Annotated in this window: 21 protein-coding genes; 6 read left to right on the plus strand and 15 right to left on the minus strand. The window is 60.9% G+C overall.

Going from position 1 to position 24,245, the window contains the following annotated elements; translation table 11 throughout:
* Nucleotides 1–7 precede the first annotated feature (7 nt).
* The 5 genes from AOT96_RS06705 to AOT96_RS06725 all read right to left on the minus strand — a co-directional run bounded on the left by AOT96_RS06705 (nt 8) and on the right by AOT96_RS06725 (nt 4,088).
* Nucleotides 8–979, minus strand: coding sequence for an alpha/beta hydrolase (locus AOT96_RS06705; protein WP_065351467.1), 972 nt, complete (start codon nt 977–979; stop codon nt 8–10).
* A 143-nt stretch (nt 980–1,122) separates the two neighbouring features.
* On the minus strand, nt 1,123–1,560 hold the full coding sequence (locus AOT96_RS06710; protein ID WP_007729979.1) for an SRPBCC family protein: 438 nt from the start codon (nt 1,558–1,560) through the stop codon (nt 1,123–1,125).
* Between the two features lie 10 nt (nt 1,561–1,570).
* Entirely contained in the window at nt 1,571–2,110 is a 540-nt protein-coding gene (locus tag AOT96_RS06715) for a LiaF domain-containing protein (RefSeq protein WP_030536533.1), read from the minus strand.
* A 46-nt stretch (nt 2,111–2,156) separates the two neighbouring features.
* Nucleotides 2,157–2,687, minus strand: a complete 531-nt coding sequence (locus AOT96_RS06720; RefSeq protein WP_030536532.1) for a gluconokinase — start codon at nt 2,685–2,687, stop codon at nt 2,157–2,159.
* A gap of 12 nt (nt 2,688–2,699) precedes the next feature.
* Entirely contained in the window at nt 2,700–4,088 is a 1,389-nt protein-coding gene (locus tag AOT96_RS06725; protein WP_003939838.1) for a GntP family permease, read from the minus strand.
* Nucleotides 4,089–4,221: 133 nt separating this feature from the next.
* On the opposite strand from AOT96_RS06725, the gene AOT96_RS06730 reads away from it, so the two are divergent.
* Both AOT96_RS06730 and AOT96_RS06735 read left to right on the plus strand, forming a co-directional pair.
* Nucleotides 4,222–4,950, plus strand: coding sequence for a FadR/GntR family transcriptional regulator (locus AOT96_RS06730; protein WP_042447032.1), 729 nt, complete (start codon nt 4,222–4,224; stop codon nt 4,948–4,950).
* A gap of 97 nt (nt 4,951–5,047) precedes the next feature.
* Entirely contained in the window at nt 5,048–6,055 is a 1,008-nt protein-coding gene (locus AOT96_RS06735; protein WP_003940093.1) for an NAD(P)H-dependent glycerol-3-phosphate dehydrogenase, read from the plus strand.
* A gap of 54 nt (nt 6,056–6,109) precedes the next feature.
* Here AOT96_RS06735 and AOT96_RS06740 read toward each other — a convergent pair whose 3' ends face one another.
* From AOT96_RS06740 to AOT96_RS06755, 4 genes are all read right to left on the minus strand, one after another.
* Nucleotides 6,110–6,946 carry an SDR family oxidoreductase gene (locus AOT96_RS06740; protein WP_065351468.1) on the minus strand — a complete coding sequence of 279 codons (837 nt, stop codon included), beginning with the start codon at nt 6,944–6,946 and terminating at the stop codon, nt 6,110–6,112.
* A 173-nt stretch (nt 6,947–7,119) separates the two neighbouring features.
* The gene (locus AOT96_RS06745; protein ID WP_003940327.1) at nt 7,120–7,839 is read right to left on the minus strand and encodes a M50 family metallopeptidase; all 720 of its coding nucleotides are present in this window, start codon (nt 7,837–7,839) and stop codon (nt 7,120–7,122) included.
* Entirely contained in the window at nt 7,836–9,023 is a 1,188-nt protein-coding gene (locus AOT96_RS06750; RefSeq protein ID WP_007729973.1) for an ATP-binding protein, read from the minus strand. Before AOT96_RS06750 ends, AOT96_RS06745 begins: the two co-directional genes overlap by 4 nt.
* A 119-nt stretch (nt 9,024–9,142) precedes the next feature.
* On the minus strand, nt 9,143–10,204 hold the full coding sequence (locus AOT96_RS06755; protein WP_065351469.1) for an NAD(P)/FAD-dependent oxidoreductase: 1,062 nt from the start codon (nt 10,202–10,204) through the stop codon (nt 9,143–9,145).
* Between the two features lie 662 nt (nt 10,205–10,866).
* Here AOT96_RS06755 and AOT96_RS06760 point away from each other — a divergent pair.
* The 4 genes from AOT96_RS06760 to AOT96_RS06775 are packed head-to-tail and all read left to right on the plus strand — an operon-like array spanning nt 10,867 to nt 16,261.
* Nucleotides 10,867–12,504 (plus strand): ABC transporter substrate-binding protein, encoded by a 1,638-nt coding sequence (locus AOT96_RS06760; protein ID WP_134929666.1) that lies wholly within the window; start codon nt 10,867–10,869, stop codon nt 12,502–12,504.
* A 36-nt stretch (nt 12,505–12,540) separates the two neighbouring features.
* Entirely contained in the window at nt 12,541–13,494 is a 954-nt protein-coding gene (locus AOT96_RS06765; protein ID WP_047272018.1) for an ABC transporter permease, read from the plus strand.
* Nucleotide 13,495: 1 nt separating this feature from the next.
* Nucleotides 13,496–14,347 (plus strand): ABC transporter permease, encoded by an 852-nt coding sequence (locus AOT96_RS06770; RefSeq protein WP_047272016.1) that lies wholly within the window; start codon nt 13,496–13,498, stop codon nt 14,345–14,347.
* Nucleotides 14,348–16,261 (plus strand): dipeptide ABC transporter ATP-binding protein, encoded by a 1,914-nt coding sequence (locus AOT96_RS06775; RefSeq protein WP_065351470.1) that lies wholly within the window; start codon nt 14,348–14,350, stop codon nt 16,259–16,261.
* A 775-nt stretch (nt 16,262–17,036) separates the two neighbouring features.
* Here AOT96_RS06775 and AOT96_RS06785 read toward each other — a convergent pair.
* The 6 genes from AOT96_RS06785 to AOT96_RS06810 all read right to left on the minus strand — a co-directional run bounded on the left by AOT96_RS06785 (nt 17,037) and on the right by AOT96_RS06810 (nt 24,228).
* A complete protein-coding gene (locus AOT96_RS06785) occupies nt 17,037–17,360 on the minus strand; it encodes a putative quinol monooxygenase (protein WP_054827042.1) in 324 nt (107 codons plus the stop codon).
* 122 nt (nt 17,361–17,482) lie between these two features.
* Nucleotides 17,483–18,949, minus strand: a complete 1,467-nt coding sequence (locus tag AOT96_RS06790) for an NAD-dependent succinate-semialdehyde dehydrogenase (protein ID WP_065351471.1) — start codon at nt 18,947–18,949, stop codon at nt 17,483–17,485.
* Nucleotides 18,946–20,334 carry a 4-aminobutyrate--2-oxoglutarate transaminase gene (gabT, locus tag AOT96_RS06795; protein WP_083197589.1) on the minus strand — a complete coding sequence of 463 codons (1,389 nt, stop codon included), beginning with the start codon at nt 20,332–20,334 and terminating at the stop codon, nt 18,946–18,948. The genes AOT96_RS06790 and gabT overlap by 4 nt, the downstream gene beginning before the upstream one ends.
* Before the next feature lie 23 nt (nt 20,335–20,357).
* Complete coding sequence (locus AOT96_RS06800) at nt 20,358–21,119, minus strand: maleylpyruvate isomerase family mycothiol-dependent enzyme (protein ID WP_065352774.1); 762 nt, start codon at nt 21,117–21,119, stop codon at nt 20,358–20,360.
* Between the two features lie 42 nt (nt 21,120–21,161).
* Nucleotides 21,162–22,811: an amidohydrolase gene (locus tag AOT96_RS06805; RefSeq protein ID WP_054827039.1), complete on the minus strand. Its 1,650-nt coding sequence runs from the start codon at nt 22,809–22,811 to the stop codon at nt 21,162–21,164.
* An 88-nt stretch (nt 22,812–22,899) separates the two neighbouring features.
* Entirely contained in the window at nt 22,900–24,228 is a 1,329-nt protein-coding gene (locus AOT96_RS06810; protein ID WP_054827038.1) for an MFS transporter, read from the minus strand.
* Nucleotides 24,229–24,245: the final 17 nt, after the last annotated feature.

Genomic DNA, 24,245 nt, shown 5'->3' on the forward strand with positions numbered 1-24,245 from the left:
AGCAGCGTCAGGCGCTGATCTGGTTCTGCGAGACCATCGTTCGCTCGAGGAACTTGATCGTGAGATCGACGATCGCCTTCCCCTCCCGAAGAGCTTTCCCGATCACCGGGAAAGCATGGATCTGCCCACTCCAGATGTGCGTTTCGACGGCTTGTCCTGCCTTGATCAAGTTTTCGGTCATGATCTCGACGTCCGGACGCATCAGTTCGTATTCGGCGGACACCAGGAACGACGGCGGAATCAGACTGGCGTCGGCGTTGATCGGCGACTGCGCACCAGGAATCTCGTCCGGCCCCTCGAGCCACCGGTCCTTGAGCTTTTCCACCTGTGACATCGGTAGGTAGGCATCACGTTTCATGAAATCGGGATCATGGTCCTCGAGGTTCACGTTGAGAAGAGGGGAATATCCCACCACGGCAGCGGGCCGCGTGATTCCGCGCAGTGCGGCAATTTCGGCGACCTTCATGGCCAGGTATCCGCCCGCCGAGTCACCGGCAACCACAATCTTGTTCGGGTCTTCGGCTGTCTCGAGCAACGCGGTGTACGCGGCCATTGCGTCCTTGACGGAGGTGCCGATGGAACCTTCCGGCAGCTGGCGGTAGCGCACGGAGATCACCGGTACTCCGGCCTTCGCAGAGAGCAAACCGCACAGTGCCCGGTGCGTTGCCAGACCGCAGAAGACGAATCCCCCTCCGTGGAAGTAGAGGATCGTGGCGCCGGCCAACTCGCCCTGCGCTTTGCGTGGATGCTGCACCTTCTCGCTGGGCACACCCCCCAGCGTGAAAGGCTCGATATCGAGGTTCTTCGGCTTCGGCAGTTTGTCCGCCATCGCATCGAGTCGCTCGAGTTGGCGGATACCACGTTCGGTGGTCGGCCAGAGGGTGAACATCGGCTTCACGAACGTCCTGGTCAGGCAGAAGATAACCCGCGCTCGCGGACTCACGTTCCAATGCCATACCGTCGAATCTCGCGTCCGCATAGCGTCCTCCCAGGTCAAGCCGTTTTGTGCATTTGAGTTACACATACTTGTCGGCTGCTGATGTGAACGATAACTGACGCTGCGTCAAAATGACACGACGGGTATGGATCAATTGCTCGAGCGTGTGCAAGTTCTGGTCGCGATCACGGCCGGGAGAGATATGCGCACAGTCCGCGGTGCCCTCCACGCATCATCGCTTCATGATTCCACTCGAACAGCGGCTTCGCGACCTTCGCGGCCAGACCAAGCGCTCCGGACACCGCTACCTGTTGCCGAAATTCGGCTGTGCAACCAGATCCAGCGGGGCGCACCGCCCAGCTACTCCACCCGGTCATTGCGCCGGTGAGACGCACTTTCAGAAAGCGGTCAACTGAGTCTTCCACCTCGCGTCGCCCGAAGACCAGCAGCGTCAGAGGGACAGCGCTGCGGATGGACATGGAGCCTGAATGCTCGTCGATCGTCCCGACTCGGCGTATCTGAGGCCACCACTGCGAATACCGTTCGGCATCCGCGAGAACCTCGTAGACGCGGTCAGCAGAGGCAGGAAGCGTCCAGACGCTGTGGAAGTCGAAGTCGGTCACGGCGTCCGAGCTAGCCGGTACGCACGGTGAGATCGCCGAACAACGAATACGCGACGACACGAATAACCGGTGCACCTGGGCCGGGATCCTGTCGACCCCCGTCGAATTCCCGATCTCCGAAAAGGTCGAAGCCACCCAACTCGACTGAAACACCCTCCGGAACCCGCAGCCTCGTGTCCCCGAAGATCGACACGATGGTGATCGTCGAGGAGGACGCTGTGATGGTTGCCGATCGCAGATCGAACTTGACGTCCCCGAACAACAGCAGAGCGAGTGTCTTTTTCGCCAAAGACCAACGGCCGGAGCGCTTCGTGTCACCGAAGACACCGACGATCGTTGCTTGCGGCGGCGACACCACAGCAGGTGGTGCCGCACTGAACGGCACGATCTGCTCGAGCTGCCCTCGATCTGCGGTGGGCGACCACACCACTGCCGCCTTGTCCGAGTACTCCTCGAGGGTCAAACGCCCCTCACCCACCGCGACTTCCAGACGCGCTTGGGCATCGACACGCAATTGATCGACGTCGTGGCCTTCTTCAGCAGCAGTCACCCAAGCACCGTAACCCGAACCTCGGGTGCTTACACGCCGGGCTTGCTCAGTATTCGAATGTCTCCACGCGTCGCAGGATCTCCTCCGCGATCTTGGCGGGACTCCCGCCCACGTCGACGACGATGGCCTGTTCGTCCGGGTCGACGGCCTCGAGTGTCGAGATCTGGGAGTCGAGCAGCGAGGCGGGCATGTAGTGATCGAGGCGAGCGGTCAATCGCTGGCCGATCTGATCCCGCGAACCGGCGAGGTGCACGAACACGACGTGCTCACCGCGAAGCACGTCGCGGTAGCTGCGCTTGAGTGCCGAACACGTGACGATGCCCGGCTGACCGGCGTCGGTATGGCTCTTGATCCAGACGGCGATCTTGTCGAGCCAGGGCCAGCGGTCTTCGTCGTTCAACGGATGCCCGGTCGCCATCTTGTCGATGTTCGCCTGCGGGTGGAGATCGTCGCCTTCTTGAAGGTCCCAACCCATCGCTCCGGCGAGCATGCCGCCGACCGTCGACTTTCCCGAACCCGAGACACCCATCAGGACGAGCACGGGATACTGCTTCTGCTGTGCCGCTTCGGTGTTCATGTGCTCGCCTACCTAGATGAATGCGCTCAACACGAGCACTCCGGCCAGGCCCGATACCGAGATGATGCATTCCATCACGGTCCAGGTCTTGAGGTTCTGTACCACGCTGACGCCCAGATACTCCTTCACCAACCAGAATCCGGCGTCGTTGACGTGCGAGAGGAAGAGCGAGCCCGCACCGATCGCCAAGACCATCAGCGAGACATGTGCGGACGAGAGGTCTGCCGCAACCGGAGCGAGGATGCCCGACGCCGTCACCGTTGCCACCGTTGCCGAACCTGTTGCGACGCGGATCAATACCGCTACCAGCCAGGCCAGGAACAGCACGGGGAGGCTGCTGCCCTTGATCGCGTCGGCGATCACTCCGGCGATACCGGTGTCGATCAGGACCTGCTTGAAACCACCACCGGCGCCGACGATCAACAAGATGCCTGCGATGGGAGGTAGGGAACTCTCGAGTGACTTCGAGATGGCCTTGCGGTCCATTCCGCCGCCACGACCCAGCAGCACCATACCGACCAGAACCGCGAGACCCAAAGCCACAACGGGTGTTCCGAGGAAGTCGAGGACGGACTTGGGGAGTGCCTCGGAATCGGGTGCGATCACGTCTGCAAATGCCTTGCCCAGCATGAGAACAACCGGCAGGAGGATCGCTGCGAGGGTAGCCGCGAACGAGGGACGCTGCTTCTTCTCTTCCTCGCCTCGATCTTCGCCTGTGACAAAAAGATCCGGGACCTTCACGTCGACCCACCGCGCGGCGTACTTACTGAAGACCGGTCCGGCGAGAACAACCGTGGGGATCGCGACGAGGACACCGAGAGCGAGGGTGAGGCCGAGGTTTGCGTTCAAAGCCGAGACGGCAACCAGTGGCCCGGGGTGCGGCGGAACCAAACCGTGCATGGCCGAGAGGCCGGCGAGGGTGGGGATCGCGATGCGCATCAGGGACAAGCCGGAACGCCGCGCGACGAGGATGATGACCGGCATCAACAGGACGAGACCGATTTCGAAGAACATCGGCAGACCGATCACTGCGCCGACCAGAGCCATGGTCCACGGAAGCGCCTTGGTGCTGGAACGGCCGACCAGCGTGTCGACCACTCGGTCGGCACCGCCGGAATCGGCGAGGAGTTTGCCGAACATCGCGCCGAAACCGATCAGGATTCCAACGCTTCCCATGGTCGACCCGAAGCCTGTCGCGAATGCCGCGACCGACTCGGCCGATCCGAGGCCGGCCGCCAGACCGACGCCCACCGCGCCGATGGACAGCGCGAGGAAGGGATGCAGGTCGAGCCAGGTGATCAGCGCGATGATGACCGCGACGCCGGCGACTGCAGCGATGATCAATCGTGCGTCGCTACCAGCGGGGACGACCTCGGCCGCCAGCAATGCTGTGGTGTTCATAGGGACTCCCAGTCCGATGAGTGATTGAGGTCACTGTTCCTTAATTAACCTACAATTTCAAGATCAGACACTAATTTGTAGTATTTATTTGGCTTCCACCGGGCTTACTCCATACGCATGGGACGATCTATGTATGCCTTCTGTCCCGTTTCAGCAGTTACACGACTCGATGCTGGAACAGCTCGGCCAAGACATAGTCGGTGGTGTGCTCCCCCCGGGAACCACGATCTCCGCCGACGAGGTGGCAACGCGCTACGACGTGTCGCGAACCGTCATCCGCGAAGTTGTCCGCGTTCTCGAATCTCTCGGATTGGCTTCAGTTCGTCGACGCGTCGGAATCACCATCCTGGGCTCCGAACACTGGAACTCGCTCGACCCCAATGTCATCCGCTGGCAACTGGCCGGTCCTGATCGGTTCGAGCAACTTTCGATCCTCAGTGAACTCCGTTCCGGCATCGAACCTCTGGCTGCGCGACTGGCCGCAACTCGCGCCACACCTGAGCAGTGCGGCGCTCTCACTGCAGCCGTCATCGGCATGTCAGCTACCTCGCGCGCTGCCGATACCGACGCATATCTCGGCCATGATTCCGACTTCCACCGCACCCTGCTCGCCGCCTCCGGTAACCCGATGCTGCGGGCGATGTCGCAGATCGTCGTCGAGATACTCGAAGGCCGCACCCGCCACTCGTTGATGCCCCACGAGGCCGACCCCGAAGCGATTCACCTGCACGGAGTGGTCGCATCTGCTATTCAGGCCGGGGACGCCGACGCCGCGGAAGCCGCCATGCGCTCGATCGTCGCGGAATCCGCAGAAGCGGTCGAAACAATGCGCGAAAGCCCCGAACCGCCGCCTCATCTGTAAGTCGAGCCACAGACTCGGCGGAATTGGCCCGCAACTGCTCCGCAAGTGGAACGCTTGGCGCCATGACAGCACTCGCTACCCAGAACAGCGCACTCTGATGGCCCGCCCGGTACGCGTCGTCGTCCTCGGTGCCGGATCGTGGGGAACCACGGTGGCCGGCCTCGCCGCCCGCAACACCCCGACCCTGTTGTGGGCACGCAATTCCGAAGCAGCCGACGAGATCAATTCGCAACGGACCAACTCCAAATACCTTGGTGAGCGCAAACTTCCCAAGGGGCTCAAGGCAACCTCGGATCTGGTCGAAGCCGCCCGCGAAGCGGACGTACTCGTATGCGGGGTGCCATCGCACGCCGTTCGCTCCACCCTCGCCGAGATCGCCAACGAGGTTCGGGCGTGGGTCCCGGTGTTGTCACTGTCCAAGGGCCTCGAGCCCGGCACCCGGCAGCGCCCCACCGAAGTGATCGCCGAGTGCCTGCCCGGCCATCCCGTCGGACTGCTCGCGGGCCCCAACATCGCCAAGGAGATCGTCGACGGCATGGCCGCGGCATCGGTCGTGGCCACCCAGGACGATCGTGTCGCCGCCGCGCTGCAACCCCTGTTCGCGTCGTCGGTCTTCCGCGTCTACCGCAACACCGACGTGCTCGGCTGCGAACTCGGCGGCATCCTCAAGAACATCGTTGCCATCGCCTCGGGCATGGCCGACGGCCTGGGAGTCGGTGACAACACTCGTGCGATGGTGCTCGCACGCGGCCTCGCCGAGATGACTCGACTCGGTGAAGCGATGGGCGCCAACCCGCGCACCTTTGCCGGCTTGACGGGCGTCGGCGATCTGATTGCCACCTGCATGGCTCCGACTTCTCGGAACCGTCGCGTCGGCGAAGCTCTGGCGCAGGGATTGACCGTCGAGGAGGCGGTCGCCAAGCTCGGTCAGGTCGCCGAGGGCGTCAAGACCGCCCCCACTGTCATGGATCTGGCCCGTGAATACGGCGTCGACATGCCGATTGCCGCGGAGGTCGAGGCCGTCATCGGCGGTCGCCAAAGTGCCAGCGACGCATATCGCGGACTTCAGAAGGTTGCCCCGGGCGGCGAGCACGAAGTGGCGTGAGGAAGATCTACAGGTATCTAGCGATTTGGCTAGATACCTGTAGATCGCCCGAGATCACGAAATTGGAGCGTCGACGAAGATGTCGATCGCCAACGGTGACCGACCGCCGTACTGCGAGAAATCCGAGATCCCCGCCTCGCGCAAGATCTCGACGTCGAGCACTGTACGACCGGTATCCGTGCCGGCGGGACGCCCGAGAATCTCGACAGCCGCATCGGCCATGATCTCGGGTGAACGCGAGTGCTCGATACTGTCGTCTCCCCCGAGCAGGTTTCCGACAGCGGCCGTGGCGATCATGGTCTCCGGCCACAGGCAATTACTCGAAATCGGTGCACCTGAACACTCTGCGGCGATGCCCAAGGCCGCCAATGTCATTCCGTATTTGGCCAACATGTAGCCCGGATGAGCACCCAACCAGTGCGGCGAAAAGTTGAGCGGCGGCGACAGCGTCAACACGTGCGCATTGGCCGAAACCCGAAGGTACGGAAGGCACGCGCGGGTGAGCGCGAAGGTGCCACGGACGTTGACCTGCTGCATCAGATCGAATCGCTTCATCGCGAGATCTTCGGTTTTCGAGATGTCGAGGACGCTCGCGTTGTTGACCACGATGTCGATGCCACCGAAGTGCTCTACCGCTGCAGCCACGGCCCGCGCGATGTCGTCGTCGTTCCTCACGTCGCCGACGACCGGAACGGCATGACCCTCGAGCTCGTTCAACTCGTCCACAGCCGTGTGGACAGTTCCGGGCAGCCTGGGATCCGGCGTATCGGTCTTGGCGAGCAACACGATGTTTCCGCCGCGGCGCGCTATCGCACGGGCGATGGCAAGTCCGATGCCACGGCTTCCCCCGGACATGATCGCGGTTCGTCCGCGGAAGTTCTTGTCGTCCAAAACGAATCCTTGTCATCGTCGACGGTCTTCGTCGTTGCGGGTGTGGCCGCGTGAAGTCCCCACACGACCACTCGTCGACTTCCACGATATGAGCGCCTTCATGCGATGACTACGTCCGCAGAGCATCAACAATCGTTGGTCCGTTGTCCTGACGGGACAACGGATCAATCCGGTCAGCCACCCACCGGGCGCAGAATCCACCATCCGCCGAGCACGAGCACCGCGACGTTCACGAGCAGGAACAACCCGACCCAGACGATCGCGGGTATCGGTGAGAGCCTGGCCAATTGGTCGGCGTCCGAGTCCGGTGCCCCGCCTCGTCGCATTCGCTGCCGTTGAAGTTCCACGACCGGGCGTGGTCCGGCAAAGAGGAGGAAGAGCGTCAGGAAGTACGCTGCGGCCACTTGCTGCTCCTGGGTCCCCCACCAGACGAGCCCGAACAACACGGCTCCCACCACGGCAAGTGAGAAGACTCCGTAGAGGTTTCGGATCAGGACCATCATCACCGCGATGACGAATACGCCGATCCACAGCACCGAGACCGCACGCTGCGCGCCCAACAACCCGGCCGCGCCGAGTCCGAGAATCGACGGTCCGACGTACCCCGCGAACGTCATCAGAATGACGCCGAAGCCGGTCGGTTTGCCCGACGAAATCGCGACACCCGACGTATCCGAATGCAGGCGAAGACCTTTCAACCGTCGACCGACCAGGACGGCGACGATCAGGTGAGCACCCTCGTGTGCGATGGTGACAACGTTACGGGCGATCCGCCACAGGTGTGGTTCGAGAACAATGATCACGGCGATCAACGCGGCCAGTTGAACTACCCACGCCGGTGGATTGGGACTGAGCGCCGCCACCCGATCCCACGCGGTTTCGAGCGCGTTCACTCCGCTTGTCCGCGCAGGTATCGGCCGAAGTGCGGGACCGTGAATCCGATGGATCCACGTTCTGCCGAATAGATCAGTCCCTTCTTGATCAGTCCATCGCGTGCCGGCGACAGGGAAGCCGGTTTGCGCCCCAACTCGACGGCGATCTTCGCGGTTGCGACGGGTCCGTCGTCACCGGCGAGATCGGCCATGGCGCGCATGTACTCACGCTCCGCGGGCGTTGCTCGCTCGTATCGCGATCCGAAGAAACCGACAGCGAGTTCTTCCTCAGCCGTCGGCGCGCCGACGCGCACGTCTTCTGCCGTGATAGGACTCGACGCCGCCACATCCCACGTGGCTTTTCCGTAGGCCTGAACGAAGTACGGGTACCCGTCAGCCGCTTCGTACAGAGCGTCGAGCGCGGATTCGGTGAACTCGACGTCCTCACGCTCGGCAGGTGCAATCAGCGCCTGATCTGCAGCTTCACGCTCGAGGCGATCGATCCGGTGGTAGCTGAACAGGCGCTCCGAGTAGCTTTTCGACGCCGACAGCACAGCAGGCAGATGCGGAAGCCCCGCCCCGACGACGATCAGCGGTGCCGCGTCCTGACTCAACTCGTGGCAGGCCCCGCAGATCGCCGAGACATCCGCTGCTCCGAGGTCCTGCATCTCGTCGATGAAGATGGCGATCCCGACGCCGACATCCCTGGCCAGCGACGACGCATCGAGCAGCAACTCGACGAGGTCGATCTCGATGTCGCCGCTGTCTGCCCGACCTTTGATCGCGGGTGCATCGATGCCTGGCTGCCAGCGCTCGCGCATTCCCTTGTCCGCAGTGGCGCGTAGGGCAAACGATTTGAGGACTCCGAGGAACTGCTCGACCCGCTCCGGATCGCGATGGGAGACCGCGATCTCTCGGACTGCCATGTGCAGCGCCGACGAGAGTGGGCGTCGTAAATCCTGATCGGGGCGCGCCTCGATCTTGCCTGTCCCCCAGCTTCGGGAGATCGCGGCCGAACGCAACTGATTGAGCAGGACGGTCTTGCCGACGCCACGCAATCCGGTGAGTACAACACTTCGTTCCGGGCGGCCACGCGCAATTCGCTCGAGAACGACGTCGAAGGCGTCGATCTGCTTGTCGCGCCCGGCGAGTTCCGGCGGGCGTTGACCGGCACCGGGGGCATACGGATTGCGCACGGGGTCCATGCCCATCGACGGTACAAGCCGAGTAGACGAATATCCCGCTCTCTAGCGCGTGTCCTAGAGAGAACTAGGAACCGCAATATCGGCTCGAACCTTGTCGAACCGGGCTCCGGCGTCGTCGTCTAACCGTCCAGGGTTGACGCTCGGGCGAAGTCCCCGGCCACGTGGGCTCCAATTGCTCCGGCCAGAATGATCGCCGGATGCGTCGCGGCCAGATAGAGCCCCGACACGCCTTCGGCGAAGCCCAGCAGCGGGCGGCCACCACGCGGGATGGGACGGTCAGCGACTACCGCCTCGATCAGTTCCACTTGGTCACCGTCCTCGAGCTGACTGCGGATCGCGTGCAGCGTCGGCCCCGCAAGCTCACGAGCATCTCCGGAGAACCCGACCGGAACATCTTCAGCCGCAATCAGTGTCGTGTCGTCCAATTGCCGGATCTCGAAATCCGGAGAGGAGAGTATTCCGTTCACCAATGGGTGGGGTGTCGAGAATCTGATGAGGCAACACGGGGAGGCGTCGACCTCGACGTCGACTCCCGCCGACGCCGCGAGTCCAGGAATCGCGGTACCCGCAGCGAGCACGGTGGCCGACCCATAGACGGGACCGTCGGCAGTCATTACTCCGCACACGCTCATGCCCTCCGCGAACACCCCGAGCGCACTGACACCGGAATACACTGTGGCACCGTATGCTTCGGCACCTCGCAGGAGCGATCGAGCGAACGCAACCGGGTCAACGCCACCGTCATCAGGCGCGTACGCTGCGACCGAGGGGGCCGTCCGCAATCCCGGCTCACGAGCAAGGATTTCCTCATTACCGATGAGGTCGACGGGATGGCCGAGTGCTCGATGCGCGTCGACGAACTTTCGAGTCTCCGCTTCCGTCGTCTCCCACGTGATCGCGCCTCTGCGGCGCAGACCGAATGGCTCGACGAGTTCGCGCTCCAGTCGGTCGAGCTCGAGTGCGGCGCCATGTCGGAACGGATCGGAGTAGGTTTCTGCTGCACTCTTCGAGAGGCCGACCCAGGCAAACGAGTTGCCGGTCACCCCTCCCGCCACCGAGCCCCGCTCGAGCACGGTGACTCGGAGACCAACGCGCGCCAGGTGATACGCGATCGACGCGCCGACGACACCGGCACCAATCACCAGGATCGGGCTGTCGTTTCGACCATTCGGATGCGTCACCAGTGGACCATATCTGCGAGCCGCAACCTGGATCCACTCGATTTGGATGCGAGGACTTCGGCGGTTAATGGAGGACTAGGCCTGTTCCCGCTCGGCGGCGAGAGCGACCGCCCGTTCGAAGGTATGGACGAGCACTGCACGCCGAGCACCCTAAACTCGAGCCACTCCCCACGCGGTGAACCTGCGGTCACCAGTCATCGGAGTACACGCAACAGTTCCCAAAAGAGAACAACAACCGCCCGTGGGCACCGACAGGCCCGCCAGACCGGGCGTAAAGCCCGCCCAGTCTTGTCGCCAAGTCGCCGATCAGGTAACCCGAGGTCATCCGCGCGCTGATGCTTTGAGGCTGTCGACATTGGCGACGGGTCGCACTGGTGAACGCCCAGTCGTGGCCGAGGCCCTAAAGAAGCCCTCCAACAACCGATCCCGACTTCAGGTCGCATCACCCCCAGAACACCGATACTGAAATCCCGGCTTCCGTCTGAACGCGTTGGCGTGCAATCTTTGCTCTGACTCTGTATCTCGGGACTTTCCAAAGCACTCTTCCGATCGTCGAAAAATATCCGCGCTGGATTCGACAATCGTCTAACGATATGTGACCTACATCTCCGTAGCGTTACCCGTCATATCCGGTTGGGTTTTCGTGAACAGGGAGTTGACGCTTGAAGAAGCCAGTTCTACATCGCGCGATGCGCGCTTACACGCGAACCGCCACGTACGCGGTATCGGCAACAGCACTCGTCCTCGTGGTTTCCGCGTGTGGCTCCGCACCGGGCGCCACACAGACTCGAACGATCACCGACGATCCGATACCCGCCTTCACCTTCGCTCTTGCAGCGGCTCCGATCTCCTTAGATATCACTAAGGATTTCGGTCCTTCCATGCAGGTTCAGACCCTGTTCACCGAACCGCTGGAACGGCTTTCCGGTGAAGGAGAGTTGCGACCTCATCTCGCCGAAGCCGTATCGGTTCCTGACCCGACGACCATCGACTACGTCATCCGGTCCGACGTGCGATTCTCCGACGGAACTCTACTGACCCCGGAGGACGTGATCTGGAGCCTTCGGCACGTCTCTGATTCCGCAGCCGGGGCGCAAACTGCCGGCGAGCTGGAAAGTCTCGAAAGCATCGAACAAACCGGACCGATGCGGGTGACTGTGAAGTTGTCGCATCCCGATCCGGTTGCCAGGCAGAGCATCGCGCTATTCGGACTGATCCAACAGGCAAGGTTCGCTGAAGAACATGCTGCCGAATTGGGTACTGCGCAAGCGGTTCCGGTGGGCACTGGCCCGTACCGGGTCCAAGAATATTCAAGTTCCGGTGTGCAACTTGTCCGTAACAATGACTACTGGTCGGAGCAACCTGCACCGGAAACGCTGAAGTTCGACGTGATTCCGGACGGCAACACCGCTCAGTTGGCAATGCGATCCGGCGACATCCAAGCTGCGAATGTGGCCGACATCAAGAAGCAGTCACAGTGGAAGCAGATCGGTGGAATCGACACGATCGAGGTCCCTCTGACCAAGCTCACGTATTTGACGTTCGATACCAGTACGAGTCCGTTCGACGATGTCCACGTGCGGAAGGCCGTCGCGCACTCGATCGATCGAAAAGGAATCGCAGAGGCGGCATTCGGCAACGACTCCGCGATATTGAAGGGTTTGGCAACTCCGGAAATGTTGACCGGTGTCGCCGGTTCCCCTGGGAACGCGCAATCCTTCCTGGACGGAATCGGCGGAATCGAGTTCGACAGTAACCTTGCGGCGCAAGAACTTGCCGCCTCGTCGCACCCCCAGGGATTCACGGTGGAGGTCCCCTACACCGACAACGTGAACTGGACGGAACTGACGGTACTCAACCTGCAACAAAACCTGGCGCCACTCGGTGTGACCGTTGTTCCAAAGCCCATCACCCAGACCCAATGGATTTCCGACCTGTACGCCCACAAGGTTCCCGGAATCGGATTCCTGTCGATTACCGCATCGACGCCCGACCCCAAATTGATCGGCTCCGTCGTCGGAAAGGAGAACGCTGTCGCACCGAAATTCAACGCCTCGAATTGGTCTACCGATTCCGTCGAACAGGCGCTGCCCGTCCTGAACGGATCGACCTCACCCCTGGACCGATGGACTGCCGCCCAGACCATCTTGACCGGCATCCACGAACAACTTCCGTACGTCCCGCTGTTCAATCCGAATCTGGTCTACGCAATTGCCGACGGGTTCGCCTTCGATCGCGACATGTCCTTCTACGACTTCGTCAACGGTTCGTGGGTTACCGCGGTGAAGGCAACGTCGTGAACGACTATCTCTCCCACACAACGAGGTTCGATTGAGATGGCAGTAGCGGCGTTCATCGGCAAGCGACTCGTGGTGTCGGCCGCGCTGCTTCTGGTAATCAGTTTTCTGGTGTTCAGTCTGCTGTCGGTGACGCCAGGCTCTGCAATTGCCGTCCTTGTCGGCTCTCGTCCGAGCACACCCGAACTGATCGCGGCCCTGGAGGCACGACATCACCTCAACGATCCTTTCCTTGTTCAGTATTGGCACTGGTTGGTCGATGCACTGCAGCTCGATTTCGGGACGTCGACCAGATCAGGTGCGCCGGTGACCGGCATCATCACCGATCACCTACCGGTCTCGATCCAACTGGCGGTGTACACACTTGTTTTGGTGGTCGGGATCGGGGTCCCCTGCGGAATGTCAGCGGCGTATCAGCGCGATAAATGGGTGGACAGAGGTATCTCGATGGCTTCCGTAATAGGTATGAGTGCACCAGGTTTCGCAGTCGGAATGTTGCTGATTTTCGTATTCGGACTCGAGCTCGGACTGTTCCCCGTTTACGGCGTGGGCAATGGATTCTTCGATCGCTTGGTGCACCTCACCCTGCCAGCAACAGCACTCGGCATCGCGCTCATCGCACTGCTGATCCGGCAGACACGCGCCGGAGCGCTCAACGTGCTCCGGCAGGACTACATGACATTCGCGAAAGCTCGTGGTCTCGACCCCTCACGGGTCTTCTTCCGATATGCGTTACGGAACTCCGCAATGCCGGTGGTGACTGCGGCCGGTCTGATACTGATCGCTGCGCTGTCCGGCGCCGTACTCGTCGAGACCGTGTTCTCCGTACCGGGAGTCGGTTCGCTGATGGTGCAGTCGGTCACCGAAAAGGACCTACCCGTCGTACAAGGGTTGGCCGTGTGTCTCGGCGCCTTCGTGATTGTCGTCAACCTGGCGGTGGACGTGGTAGCTCTCCTCGTCGACCCGCGCATGCGGTACGCAGGAAAGGGATGACATGACTGCACTCACCGATCGCGAAAAGAGCAGGCAGGGATCGCGAATTCCCATCACCGTTGTGATTGCACTGGTGATCCTCGGTGTGATGGTATTCGCGGCTGTCGCCGGTCGGCTCATAAGCCCTTACGACCCTTACACTCAGGATCTTCTCCGCGGTGTGACCGGTTCCGATCGCACACACTGGTTGGGCACCGACGATATGGGACGCGATGTCCTCTCCCGTTTGATCGACGGTACCGGCCGCTCCGTGCTCGGACCGCTGTGCGTAGCGATGGGAACAGTGATAGCCGGCGCATCCGCGGGGCTGGTCGCCGGATATAACGGCGGTGCACTCGACAACGTCCTCAACCGATTCGCAGACCTCGTGTATGCCCTGCCCGCGCTCCTCGTCGCCATCGTGCTCCTGGGGATTCTCGGCGGGAGCTACTGGCTGACTGTGGCGATTCTGGTTTTCCTGTCAGTACCGAGCGCCATCAGAATAGTCGGCAGTGTGACGCGCGTCCAGGTTCGTCTGCCGTACATCGACTCTGCGAAGACCCTCGGATTGACCGACTCACGGATCATGATCCGCCATGTGCTGCCCAACATCGCGCCCACCGTGCTCGCCGTCTTCCTGCTGGATTTCGTCGGAGCGTTGGTCGCCTTCTCGTCGTTGTCATTTCTCGGTATCGGTATCGCCCCCGGGGCTGCAGATTGGGGATCGATGCTCTCCCAGGGGCAATCGATGATCTCCGAGAACCCCTGGGTCGCAGTTGCCCCCGCAGCCTGTCTCATCCTGACCGGCAGCGCCGCAACTATCTTCGGCGACTGGTTCTTCAAACGGCTGTCAGACTCAGGAGAACGGAAGTAGATGACTGTGGAAGATGTGACAGTACAATCGGAAACGGCCGATGCGAATGGCCCCCTCCTGAAAGTTTCCGGGCTATCGGTGTACGCGAACAGGTCGCAGGTGCTCGTCAGCGATGTCAACATCACGGTCCCCCGAGGCGAGACTCTCGGGATAGTCGGCGAGTCTGGCAGTGGAAAATCGATGGCAGTTCGTTCGCTTGTCGGTTTGCTACCGCCGGGAATCTATGCACGAGGAGCAGCAGATTTCGACGGAATCCCGTTGATCGGCACACGCGAACGTGAACTGCGATCGTTACGGGGCTCCCGAATCAGTCTTTTGATGCAGGACCCGTTCAGCATGCTCAACCCCATCCACACGGTAGGCGAGCACGTGCGGGAGACACTCCCGCCAAATGTCAGAAAAGGCGGACGCCAACAAGTTCGGGCCGAAGTTGCTGCGCGTCTCGCGGAGGTTGGCTTGGATCCCGCCGTCGCACAAAAGTACCCCTTTCAGCTCTCCGGGGGGATGCGGCAACGAGTTGCCATGGCGGCCGCGCTTGCCGGCGATCCGGAGTTGCTGATCGCCGACGAACCGACAACTGCACTGGACGTGACCACCCAGGACGAAGTCCTCCGACTTCTCGCCGGTCTACAGAAGTCACGAAACATGGCGCTCATCTTGATCACTCATGATCTGCACGTGGCGATGGACGTCTGCGATCGGATCCAGGTCATGTACGCCGGACGCGTGGTGGAGGAGGCTACGGTCGCCGATCTTGCCCGCACCCCGACGCATCCCTACACACGTGGGCTGATGTCGGCCAGTCCCCCTGTCGATCGTCGAGTCGAACGGTTGACGTCGATTCCCGGCAGTGTGCCCAGAGCCGCAGCCGTCGAGGCGATCTGCGCATTCGCTGACCGATGCGAATGGTCTGTCGGCGAATGCTTTTCAGCCCGACCAGCTCTTACTCCCATCACGATCGAACACGCTTCGGCTTGCATCCGGATCGATCGGATTCACGACGAGTTTCCCCGCGGTTCCGAGTTCGAACCACCTCTACCTCAACAATCCGAGTCACGATCTTTCGACACCATCGGCCCACCGATAGTCGAGGTTGCGAACGTACACAAGGTATATCGCGCCAAAGCGATGTTCGGCAAGCCCAAGGACTCGCACGCCCTCCGCGGCGTGACTTTCTCGATCCGCGCCGGCGAATCAGTGGGACTGGTAGGTGAATCCGGCTCAGGGAAGACAACTATCGCTCGTGCTCTCCTAGGTCTGGAGCACGTCACCTCCGGCCGGATATCGGCATTCGGCAGAGAGCTCGCGCCCACTGGATCCACTGCGCGAAAAACCAGAGTCGAGTTGGCCCGGGAGATCCAAGTAGTGTTTCAGGATCCGTACGCAGCGCTCAATCCATCCCGAACCATCGGTGCAGCCTTGCGAGAAGCTATAGCCGTACGAACCGGAGCGGACAAACGCGATAGCGATTCCGTAGCCTCGGAAGTCTCGGAGTTACTCGGCAAGGTGGGACTACCAGGCAGCTACGCCGCTCTCCGTCCGGCTGCGCTCTCGGGTGGCGAACGTCAGCGCGCCGTGATTGCCCGGGCAATTGCCGTTCGACCCAGGCTGCTCATCTGCGACGAACCTGTTGCCGCCCTGGACGTGTCCGTGCAGGCCCAAATTCTCGAGCTGCTTCGCTCTATCAGAGCGGAAAACGGGATGAGCATGCTCTTCATCACTCACGACTTAGCAGTCGTGAGGCAGATGACCGATCGAACAGTGGTTCTCTACCGGGGTGAAATCGTAGAAGCCGGCGAGACAGAGGCCGTGCTCGACGCACCAAATCACCAATACACACAACGACTGCTCGCATCGGTTCCATCCTCCATTTCAGCAGTTGTGCAACGTAGTTCAAATGCAATCCCGTGGTAGCACTGCTGGATACGGCGACCGGGCACCCACTCTTGAACTGCCGGCACGCAACACGAATGCCGACCTCGGATTTGCATGGAACATCCGCCGATCCTGCACCTCCCGACGGACCGACACGGATGCACGGACTGCCACAGAAAACACCACTTCGTGAACCCGAAGCCGTGACGCCGAAAGACATCGACGTACAGCATCGCCAAGGCCTTGCAAGGCTGCAGACGATATCCAGCTTGAGATCGGATAGTCACCGCGTCCGACGAAAGAGGACCACCCACCGTCATCGGCCATCTCGGCGAGCCCGTAGGTCCGTCCCACGTGGCGGGCGAGCACTGTTGCGCGTTGTACCCAGCGCCCGTCATCTACACCCAGTGACGATCCTGGGCGATCCTGCAAACAGGCTGCCGGTTCCGAACACCACGGGCACGGCAGCGAACCTGAGAAGCATTGCCGTCGAACCGTATCGGAGGCCACCCTGCATCTGGTTAGTGGTGGAACGCGTGTCGGCAAACTGCCGACGAAGCTTGCGCCAGCGGCGAACTTTTCGTTCGGAACGTACGTGACTCGTCTGATTTCGGCTCCGTTGAACCCGACGCCTTCCGCCGGTTCGAGTGCCAGTCGGCTGCAGCAATGCTCTTGCCGAACATCGCGTGAGCGTCGTCGGAGGACACGTCTACTCGTCGGGATCTCTTGGCGAGAAAATTCGGTCCTCCATCATGCCACCAGCCAGGCCGATCACTCTAAGAATGCTGGGACGCGGCTCGGTGGCCTTAGGCCATCAGCGACCACTCTCGTCTGAGTACGTGCGCACAATGCGATCGGTGAGAAGTGGAAGGATCTTGTCCGTGCCGATAGATGCAAAGTGCGGCGAAGTTCGGTGCGCTTCGAAGCCGGCTTCGTCGATGTACATCTCGAGGATGGTTACGTGTAGCGGATTCTCGACGTTGCGGAAGTACTCGTAGCCGAGATTGGCGGGCTCGTTCCGGCTTGCCTCAGCGAGTTGGGCCAGATGGCCGAGCACCTCGTTCGCGGTTTCCTCGTCCAGCCGGTATTCGGCGATTACCCGAAAGTTCGACGTAGCGGGCCGTGCGTTCTCAGTCACGAAAATTACTCTCTAGTAGTAGATTACGAGCAAAAGACAGTGCCTGACTGCAACTCAACGACGACCACGTGCGGTACGAGTCCTGACGCCTACTGACGCTTTTCGCGCGGTCGATTCAAGTGTCATCGGGGTGTCAACGTGTACTTCGTGGACAAAAACTCGCGAATTCCTTCGAAGCCACCTTCTCTTCCGATCCCCGAATGCTTGATGCCGCCGAAAGGCGCTGCTGCATTCGAGACGAGACCGGTGTTGAGGCCCATCATCCCGGTTTGAAGTTTTTCTATCATTCGCTGGCTTCGGCCGACGTTCTCTGTGTAGACATAGCTGACCAACCCGTACTCGGTGTTGTTGGCAATGTGCACGGCCTCGTCCTCGGACGAAAAGCGAGTTATAGCCAGCACTGGTCCGAAGATCTCCTCGTTCACCATCCGAGCTTCAGGCCCGATCTTGTCGATCACAGTCGGTTGAAAGAAGTTGCCCGGGCCGACGATAGCCTGACCGCCGGTGACAATCTCCGCGCCGGTGTCCACCGCGTCAGCGACGAGACCTTCTGTCTTCGCAATGGCTTTCTTGTCGACCAGTGCACCGATGTCGTAACCTTCGTCGGCCCCACGACCAATTTTCAACGCAGCAACCCTTTCACTTACTCGACGAACGAATTCGTCGGCCACGGAATCGTGTACCAATATGCGGTTTGCGGCGGTACATGCCTGACCGATGTTGCGGAATTTCGCGAGCATCACGCCATCAACCGCTCGGTCGATATCTGCATCCTCGAAAACCACGAAGGGTGCGTTGCCGCCGAGCTCCATCGAAGTACGTAATACGTTCTGCGCAGCAGCTTCGAGGAGTTTGACGCCAACCGCCGTCGAGCCTGTGAAGCTCAGCTTGCGAAGGCGTGGATCCGATAGCAGGGCACTGGACTGAGCGCTGGGATTCGACGTGGGTACTACGTTCACCACACCCGGCGGAAGTCCTGCCTCTTCCAGCAGCTGCACCAGGTAGATCGTGGTCAGCGGAGTGAGTTCCGCCGGCTTGATGATGGTGGTGCAACCGGCGGCGAGTGCCGGAGCAATCTTGCGGGTTGCCATCGCGAGTGGGAAGTTCCACGGTGTGATGAAGTAGCAGGGCCCCACAGGGAGGTGCGACACTGTGATGTTGCCTGTCCCTTCGGGGTTTCGGCGATAGTCTCCGCTGACGCGTACGGCTTCCTCGGAGTACCACCGAAGGAACTCTCCACCGTAAACGACCTCACCGCGCGCTTCGGCGATCGGCTTCCCCATTTCCAGGGCGATGAGCAGAGCAAACTCTTCTTTGCGATCCATCAGCAAGTCGAATGCTCTGCGGAGGATGTCCGAACGTAGGCGGCTAGGTGTTTCGGCCCACTCTTGTTGTGCTGCAACGGCTAAATCGAGGGCGCGAATGGCGTCGTCGACCGTTGCGTCGGCAATCGTCTTGATCACAAGCCCGGTTGCGGGGTCTTCGACGGTGAAGGTCGCACCCGAACTCGACGTCGCCCATGTTCCGCCGACGCCGATACCGGTCTCGACACGGTTGAGTAGGTCCTGTTCATGTGGCTTCAATGTCATGACTGGCTTTCCTTTGTGGCTGAGGTCGGGGGGTGCGCACGGAATCCGTCGGCCACGACGCGTAGACCTTCGCGTAGCAGTTCGTCCGAAATTGCGAGCGGAGGGAGAAATCGGATGACGTTTCCGTAGGTGCCGCACGTAAGAACCACTACGCCATGATCCGCGGCGAATTTTGCGACGGAAGCGGTCAGCGCCGGGTTCGGATCTGTGCTGTCGGGGTGTACTACTTCGATGGCCTTCATCGCGCCGCGGCCGCGGATGTCACCAATACGGTCGTCCGAGGCGCCCAGTTCGGTGAAGACCTCATCGATGATCGCCGCGATTTCACGTGCACGAACAACCAGGTCGTTCTTTTCGTACGTTTCGATTGTGGCGAGCGCCGCGGCGCAGGAGATTGGGTTTCCGGCGTAGGTGCCCCCGAGAGCGCCGGATTGTGGCGAGTCCATGATCTCTGCGCGGCCAGTGACCGCGGCCAGTGGCAATCCACCCGCGATACCTTTTCCTGTTGCGATGAGATCAGGTACGACTCGCTCGTGGTTCGCAGCGAAGAGATCACCGGTACGGGCGAACCCGGTTTGGACTTCGTCGAGGATGAATACGACGCCGTTGGCAGTTGCCCATTCGGATAGAGCAGGCAGAAAACCGGTCGCGGGTTCGATGAATCCACCCTCGCCCTGGATGGGCTCGATGACGATTGCTGCGAGATTGGAAGCGCCGACCTGTCTTTCGATCTGCAGGAGCGCAATTTCTGCCGCCGCCACTCCGCTCAGCCCATCGCGATATGGGTACGAGGTTGGAACACGGTAGATCTCGGGCGTGAACGGACCGAAGCCGTTTTTGTAAGGGGTGTTCTTCGCAGTCATGCCCAAGGTGAGGTTGGTTCTGCCGTGGAACGCGTGATCGAAGACCACAACCGCATGTTTGTTGGTGAAGGAGCGTGCGATCTTGATCGCGTTCTCGACGGCTTCGGAACCGGTGTTGAACAGTGCTGTGCGCTTCTCGTGGTCACCGGGGGTGATCGAGTTGAGTTTCTCAGCGACCGCAACGTAGCCGTCGTATGGGGTGACGGTGAAGCAGGTGTGAGTGAACAGTTTCGCTTGGCGAGTTATGGCTTCGACAACGGCTGGAGCTGAATTGCCGACGCCGGTGACGGCAATGCCCGAACCGAGATCGATCAGAGAATTGCCGTCGGCATCGATCAAGATGCCGCCTCCGGCTGCGACGATCGATATGGGTACAACGTGCCCTACACCGGCCGCAACGGCCGCCTCTTTTCGACGCATGAGCACCTGCGATTGCGGTCCTGGAATTGCGGTTACGAGTTCTCTGTGTTGCGACACCAGTGGGCCGCCTGTTACTGACGAGACTGACAATTCGTTCCTCATTTTCGTGTTGTCGATAGTGAGCGTCAGAGCCAGCGCGGAGCTGTCGGGGCTGTGCCGATCTCGCGGCCCGACGTGTCGACCGCGGACACTGCGATGTTTCTGCGGCCGGTCACCCACATCAGCAGATTCGGAAGCGACCCGGACACAGCCGTGCGTGCCGTGGTCGAATCGGCGGTGGTGATGTGACTCGAAGCCGGTTCGAACTCTTCACCGGTGTCCGCAACTGTCATGTGCACGCGATAGTCGTCTCGGGTGGCCCATGTATCCAGGACATTGTGAATTATTCGTCGCTGCACCGCCGGCGGTATGTCCGCTGCACTCGCCGAATAGTTGAGATCGATTGCGTGTAACCACAATTCGCGAGATCGCATCCACACTGTATCGACGACCGGTATCCGCACACCTTGAGCGTTGTTTACCTCGGTAGACCAACGATTGTCGGGGACTGCGCTCCAGGCGATTTCGAGCGCTCTCGCCTCCCTGTCGCCGAGTTCACGGAGTTCGACTTTCGACAGTGGTGCTGCACTGTCGATTTCCCGGCTCCGCGCATGGGCAGACTCGTACATCGGTTTCTCGATGCCTGTCGTCGCCCAATCCACCAGGCGGCCGAGGGCGCGGGCGTTGAAACCGACGTGCGCGACCACGTGCGCGCGAGTCCATCCTGGAAGCAACGAGGGTCCACGCAGTTCGTCGTCACCGAGTTCGCGCAACGTCCGGTCGAAGTGCATTTGTCCGGCTTTCACGTAGCCGAGATCGACGGCGAGTTCGTCAGCCGGCTCTCGCATCACGTTCACGGCATTCTCCTTCACAAGATTACGAGTAATTCTTCAGCGAGTCGGTCGGGCATCATGGGTGAGGTTTCCTCCGAGTATTGTTGCGACGACGTCGATCTCCGATATGTTCGGCGCCGTGAGCGGCGACGACGAGAACACGGCAAAGTCCGCAAGTTTTCCCCGTTCGAGGGTGCCTTTGTCGTCGATCTGACCGGTCGCGCGCGCAGCCCATTCCGTGTGCGTTCGAAGGGCTTCCTCCGGTGTGATCGCCTCGTTCGAGCCCAGGACGAATCCGGTGTCGGTACGACGATCGACGGCCGACTGCATACCTCTACGAAGATTGTTGTCGGCGACAGGAAGGTCTGATGAGCCTGCGAGTATTGCTCCCGCATCGATGACCGATCGCCCACGGTAAAGCCACGGTTCACGGTCGGTCCCGACAAGATCGACAATCTGATCGCCGAGCGGCCCTATGAAACCTGCCTGGGGGGTCACAGCAATGGCAAGATCGCCGGCACGCCGCACTTGATCCGGTCGAGCGATGCCGAAATGTTCGATACGGCACGGAGCTGTGTGGCGGCCGTAACTCTTCTGCGCCTCCTCGATCAGATCCAGGGCCAGGTCTATTGCTGCGTCTCCAATCGCATGCAGCGCAAGCGGCCACCCCGATCGATATGCCGCGAGTGCACGCTCTCGATACAGTTCCGGCGTGTCGAGGAGGTATCCCCGATTATGTTCATGGCCACAGAAGTCCTCTGTCACAGCGGCGGTCGCCCCGAGCAAAGAACCGTCGAGAAAGACCTTGACGTGCCCCAACTGAACGTGGGAATCGCCGAAGCCGTAACGAATCCCGAGGTCCAAGCCCACTCCTGTCCCCTCGCCGCAGAAGTCCGAAGCGTTCGCAGCAAGGGGATGAAGAGCGTCGATTGCCGGCATCAACTGTGCACGAGCGTGCAGATGATCGCGATCTGCGGCCAATTGATAGGCCGCGATTTCGATGGAGCTGTGGCCGATCCAACCGCCACCGACACCAGCTTCTGTGAAGCTTGTTATCCCCTGTGCAGCAAAGCGTTTGGTTGCCTCGTCGATTGCCTCGGCGAGCCGCTCGGTGGAGTAGGGCAAGAGCAACGCCTGCACCAACCCTTGCGCCGACTCTTCGACTACACCGGTAGGGCGGCCCTCGTCATCCCGCACGACGACACCTCCGACGGGAACTTCGAACCCGTCGTCAAGCGCACCGATGAGACGCAACGTAGCGGTGTTCGCAATCGCAGCGTGACCAGAGGTGTGCCGTAAGTACAGTGGCCGGTCTCCCGTCACGGCGTCGAGCCGATCGATAGCAGGGAATTCGCCGCCATAGTGCCCCTGGTTGAAACCTGTGCCGTGGACCCAGGCATCGGCGTCATCACCGATACGCTCTACTTCGGCCTCGATCAGCCTGTAGAGATCCTCGAGACTGGCGGCGCGGCTGAGGTCTATCGACGCCAATCCAAGTCCCCACCAGACGGTGTGACAATGAGCGTCGATCAGACCGGGCGTCACACAGGCGTCTGCGAAGTCCAGGGTTCGTATCGCCTCGATACCGGCGACCTCGTCGTCGAACCCGACAATACGGTCACCGATTACCCCGACAACCGAAGCGATCGGCCGATCAGGATCCATAGTGATGATTTCGCGCGCCCGCACAATGAGATCGAGTTGCATAAGAGAAATGTCCTTGTCCAGTAATCGAGCCGCGTCTGATCCAGCGGTACGAAGTGCGATGTTTCGAACACCAGCCGCGCTACGTTTCTCAGTGCTTGAAGCCGGGGAGGTCCACGCTGAATTTCGGCGCGATCGCTCCTGCCGATGCGGTGATCAACGAGATCAGCGCGAGAACCAACGCAGCTGGCCACCAGTGATCATGAGCTGCAGCTACGAGGCTGGTAACCAGAAGTGGAACGAATCCCGCAATCATCGCGGCGGTGTTGTTCGCGACGGCAACACCTGTGAATCGGGTTCGCGCCGGAAAGAGTCCGGTCAGAACAGCTCCTGTACCTGCGTAGGGAAACGACAACGTCGCCACTGCCAACGTCATCGACAGAACGATGAGCACGGGAACGCCCGAAGTCAGTAGCAGAAAGGCCGGCAAAGCGACTACGGCAGAGGCGATCCCGCCCCACAAGATCACCCGACTCGAACCGAACCGCGCGCCCAACCGCCCGCTCAACAAGATCACGAAGATCTCGACTACGGCCGCGACGATAGTTCCGAGCAGCATCAACGATCGGCTGTATCCGAGTACGTTCACTCCGTACCACACACAGAATGTCGTGACGAGGTAGAACCCGCCCATTCCGAGAAGTGAAGCCGCCATTCCGATCAAAATCTGACGCCAGCTGTGTTTGAAGGCTGTGCTCACGGGATTGGTCGCCAACTCCCCAGCTTCCTCGAGCTGACGGAAGACAGGGGATTCTTCGAGTTTGCGCCGAATATAAACCGCGACAAGAAGTAACGGTAACGAGAGGAGGAAGGGAATGCGCCAACCCCAGGATTCGAAGTTCTGCTGCGAAATTGCAATGGTGACCAGAAAAAACCCACCAGACGACAGAATTGTTCCGATCGGAGATCCGATGAGGGGAATCACTGCGTATCGCGCCCGCATATGCAGTGGCGCGTTCTCCACCACCAGGGTCAAGGCACCTGACCATTCCCCTCCTACGAAAAGGCCCTGCACGATTCTCAGCAGCACGAGCAGCACCGGCGCCGCGATGCCGATCGCTGCGTAGGTGGGCAGTATGCCGATCAACGCGGTAATGATGCCGATACCGACGATGGTGATCATCAGCGTCTTTCGGCGGCCGATCCGATCGCCCATTGCACCGAAGACAATGCCACCGATCGGTCGGGCCGCCACCCCTACTCCGAAAGTGGCGAACGAGGCAAGTGCGGCCAAGGTTGCGTTGCCGCTGGTGAAGTACTGAACATTGAACACGAGAGCGGCCGCGGCACTGAACAGGAAGAAGTCGTAGTACTCGAGCACGGAACCGACCAGAGCGCCGAGTGCGACCTTGTTTGCGCTCTTCTTGTCGAGCTCATGAACGGCTCCGAATTCGATCGACGTCGATTGTGTGTACGTCATAACTCTCCATCAGGGAT

Origin of the sequence: Rhodococcus sp. 008 (assembly GCF_001682295.1) — a bacterium.
Taxonomy (GTDB): Bacteria; Actinomycetota; Actinomycetes; order Mycobacteriales; family Mycobacteriaceae; genus Rhodococcus_F; species Rhodococcus_F qingshengii.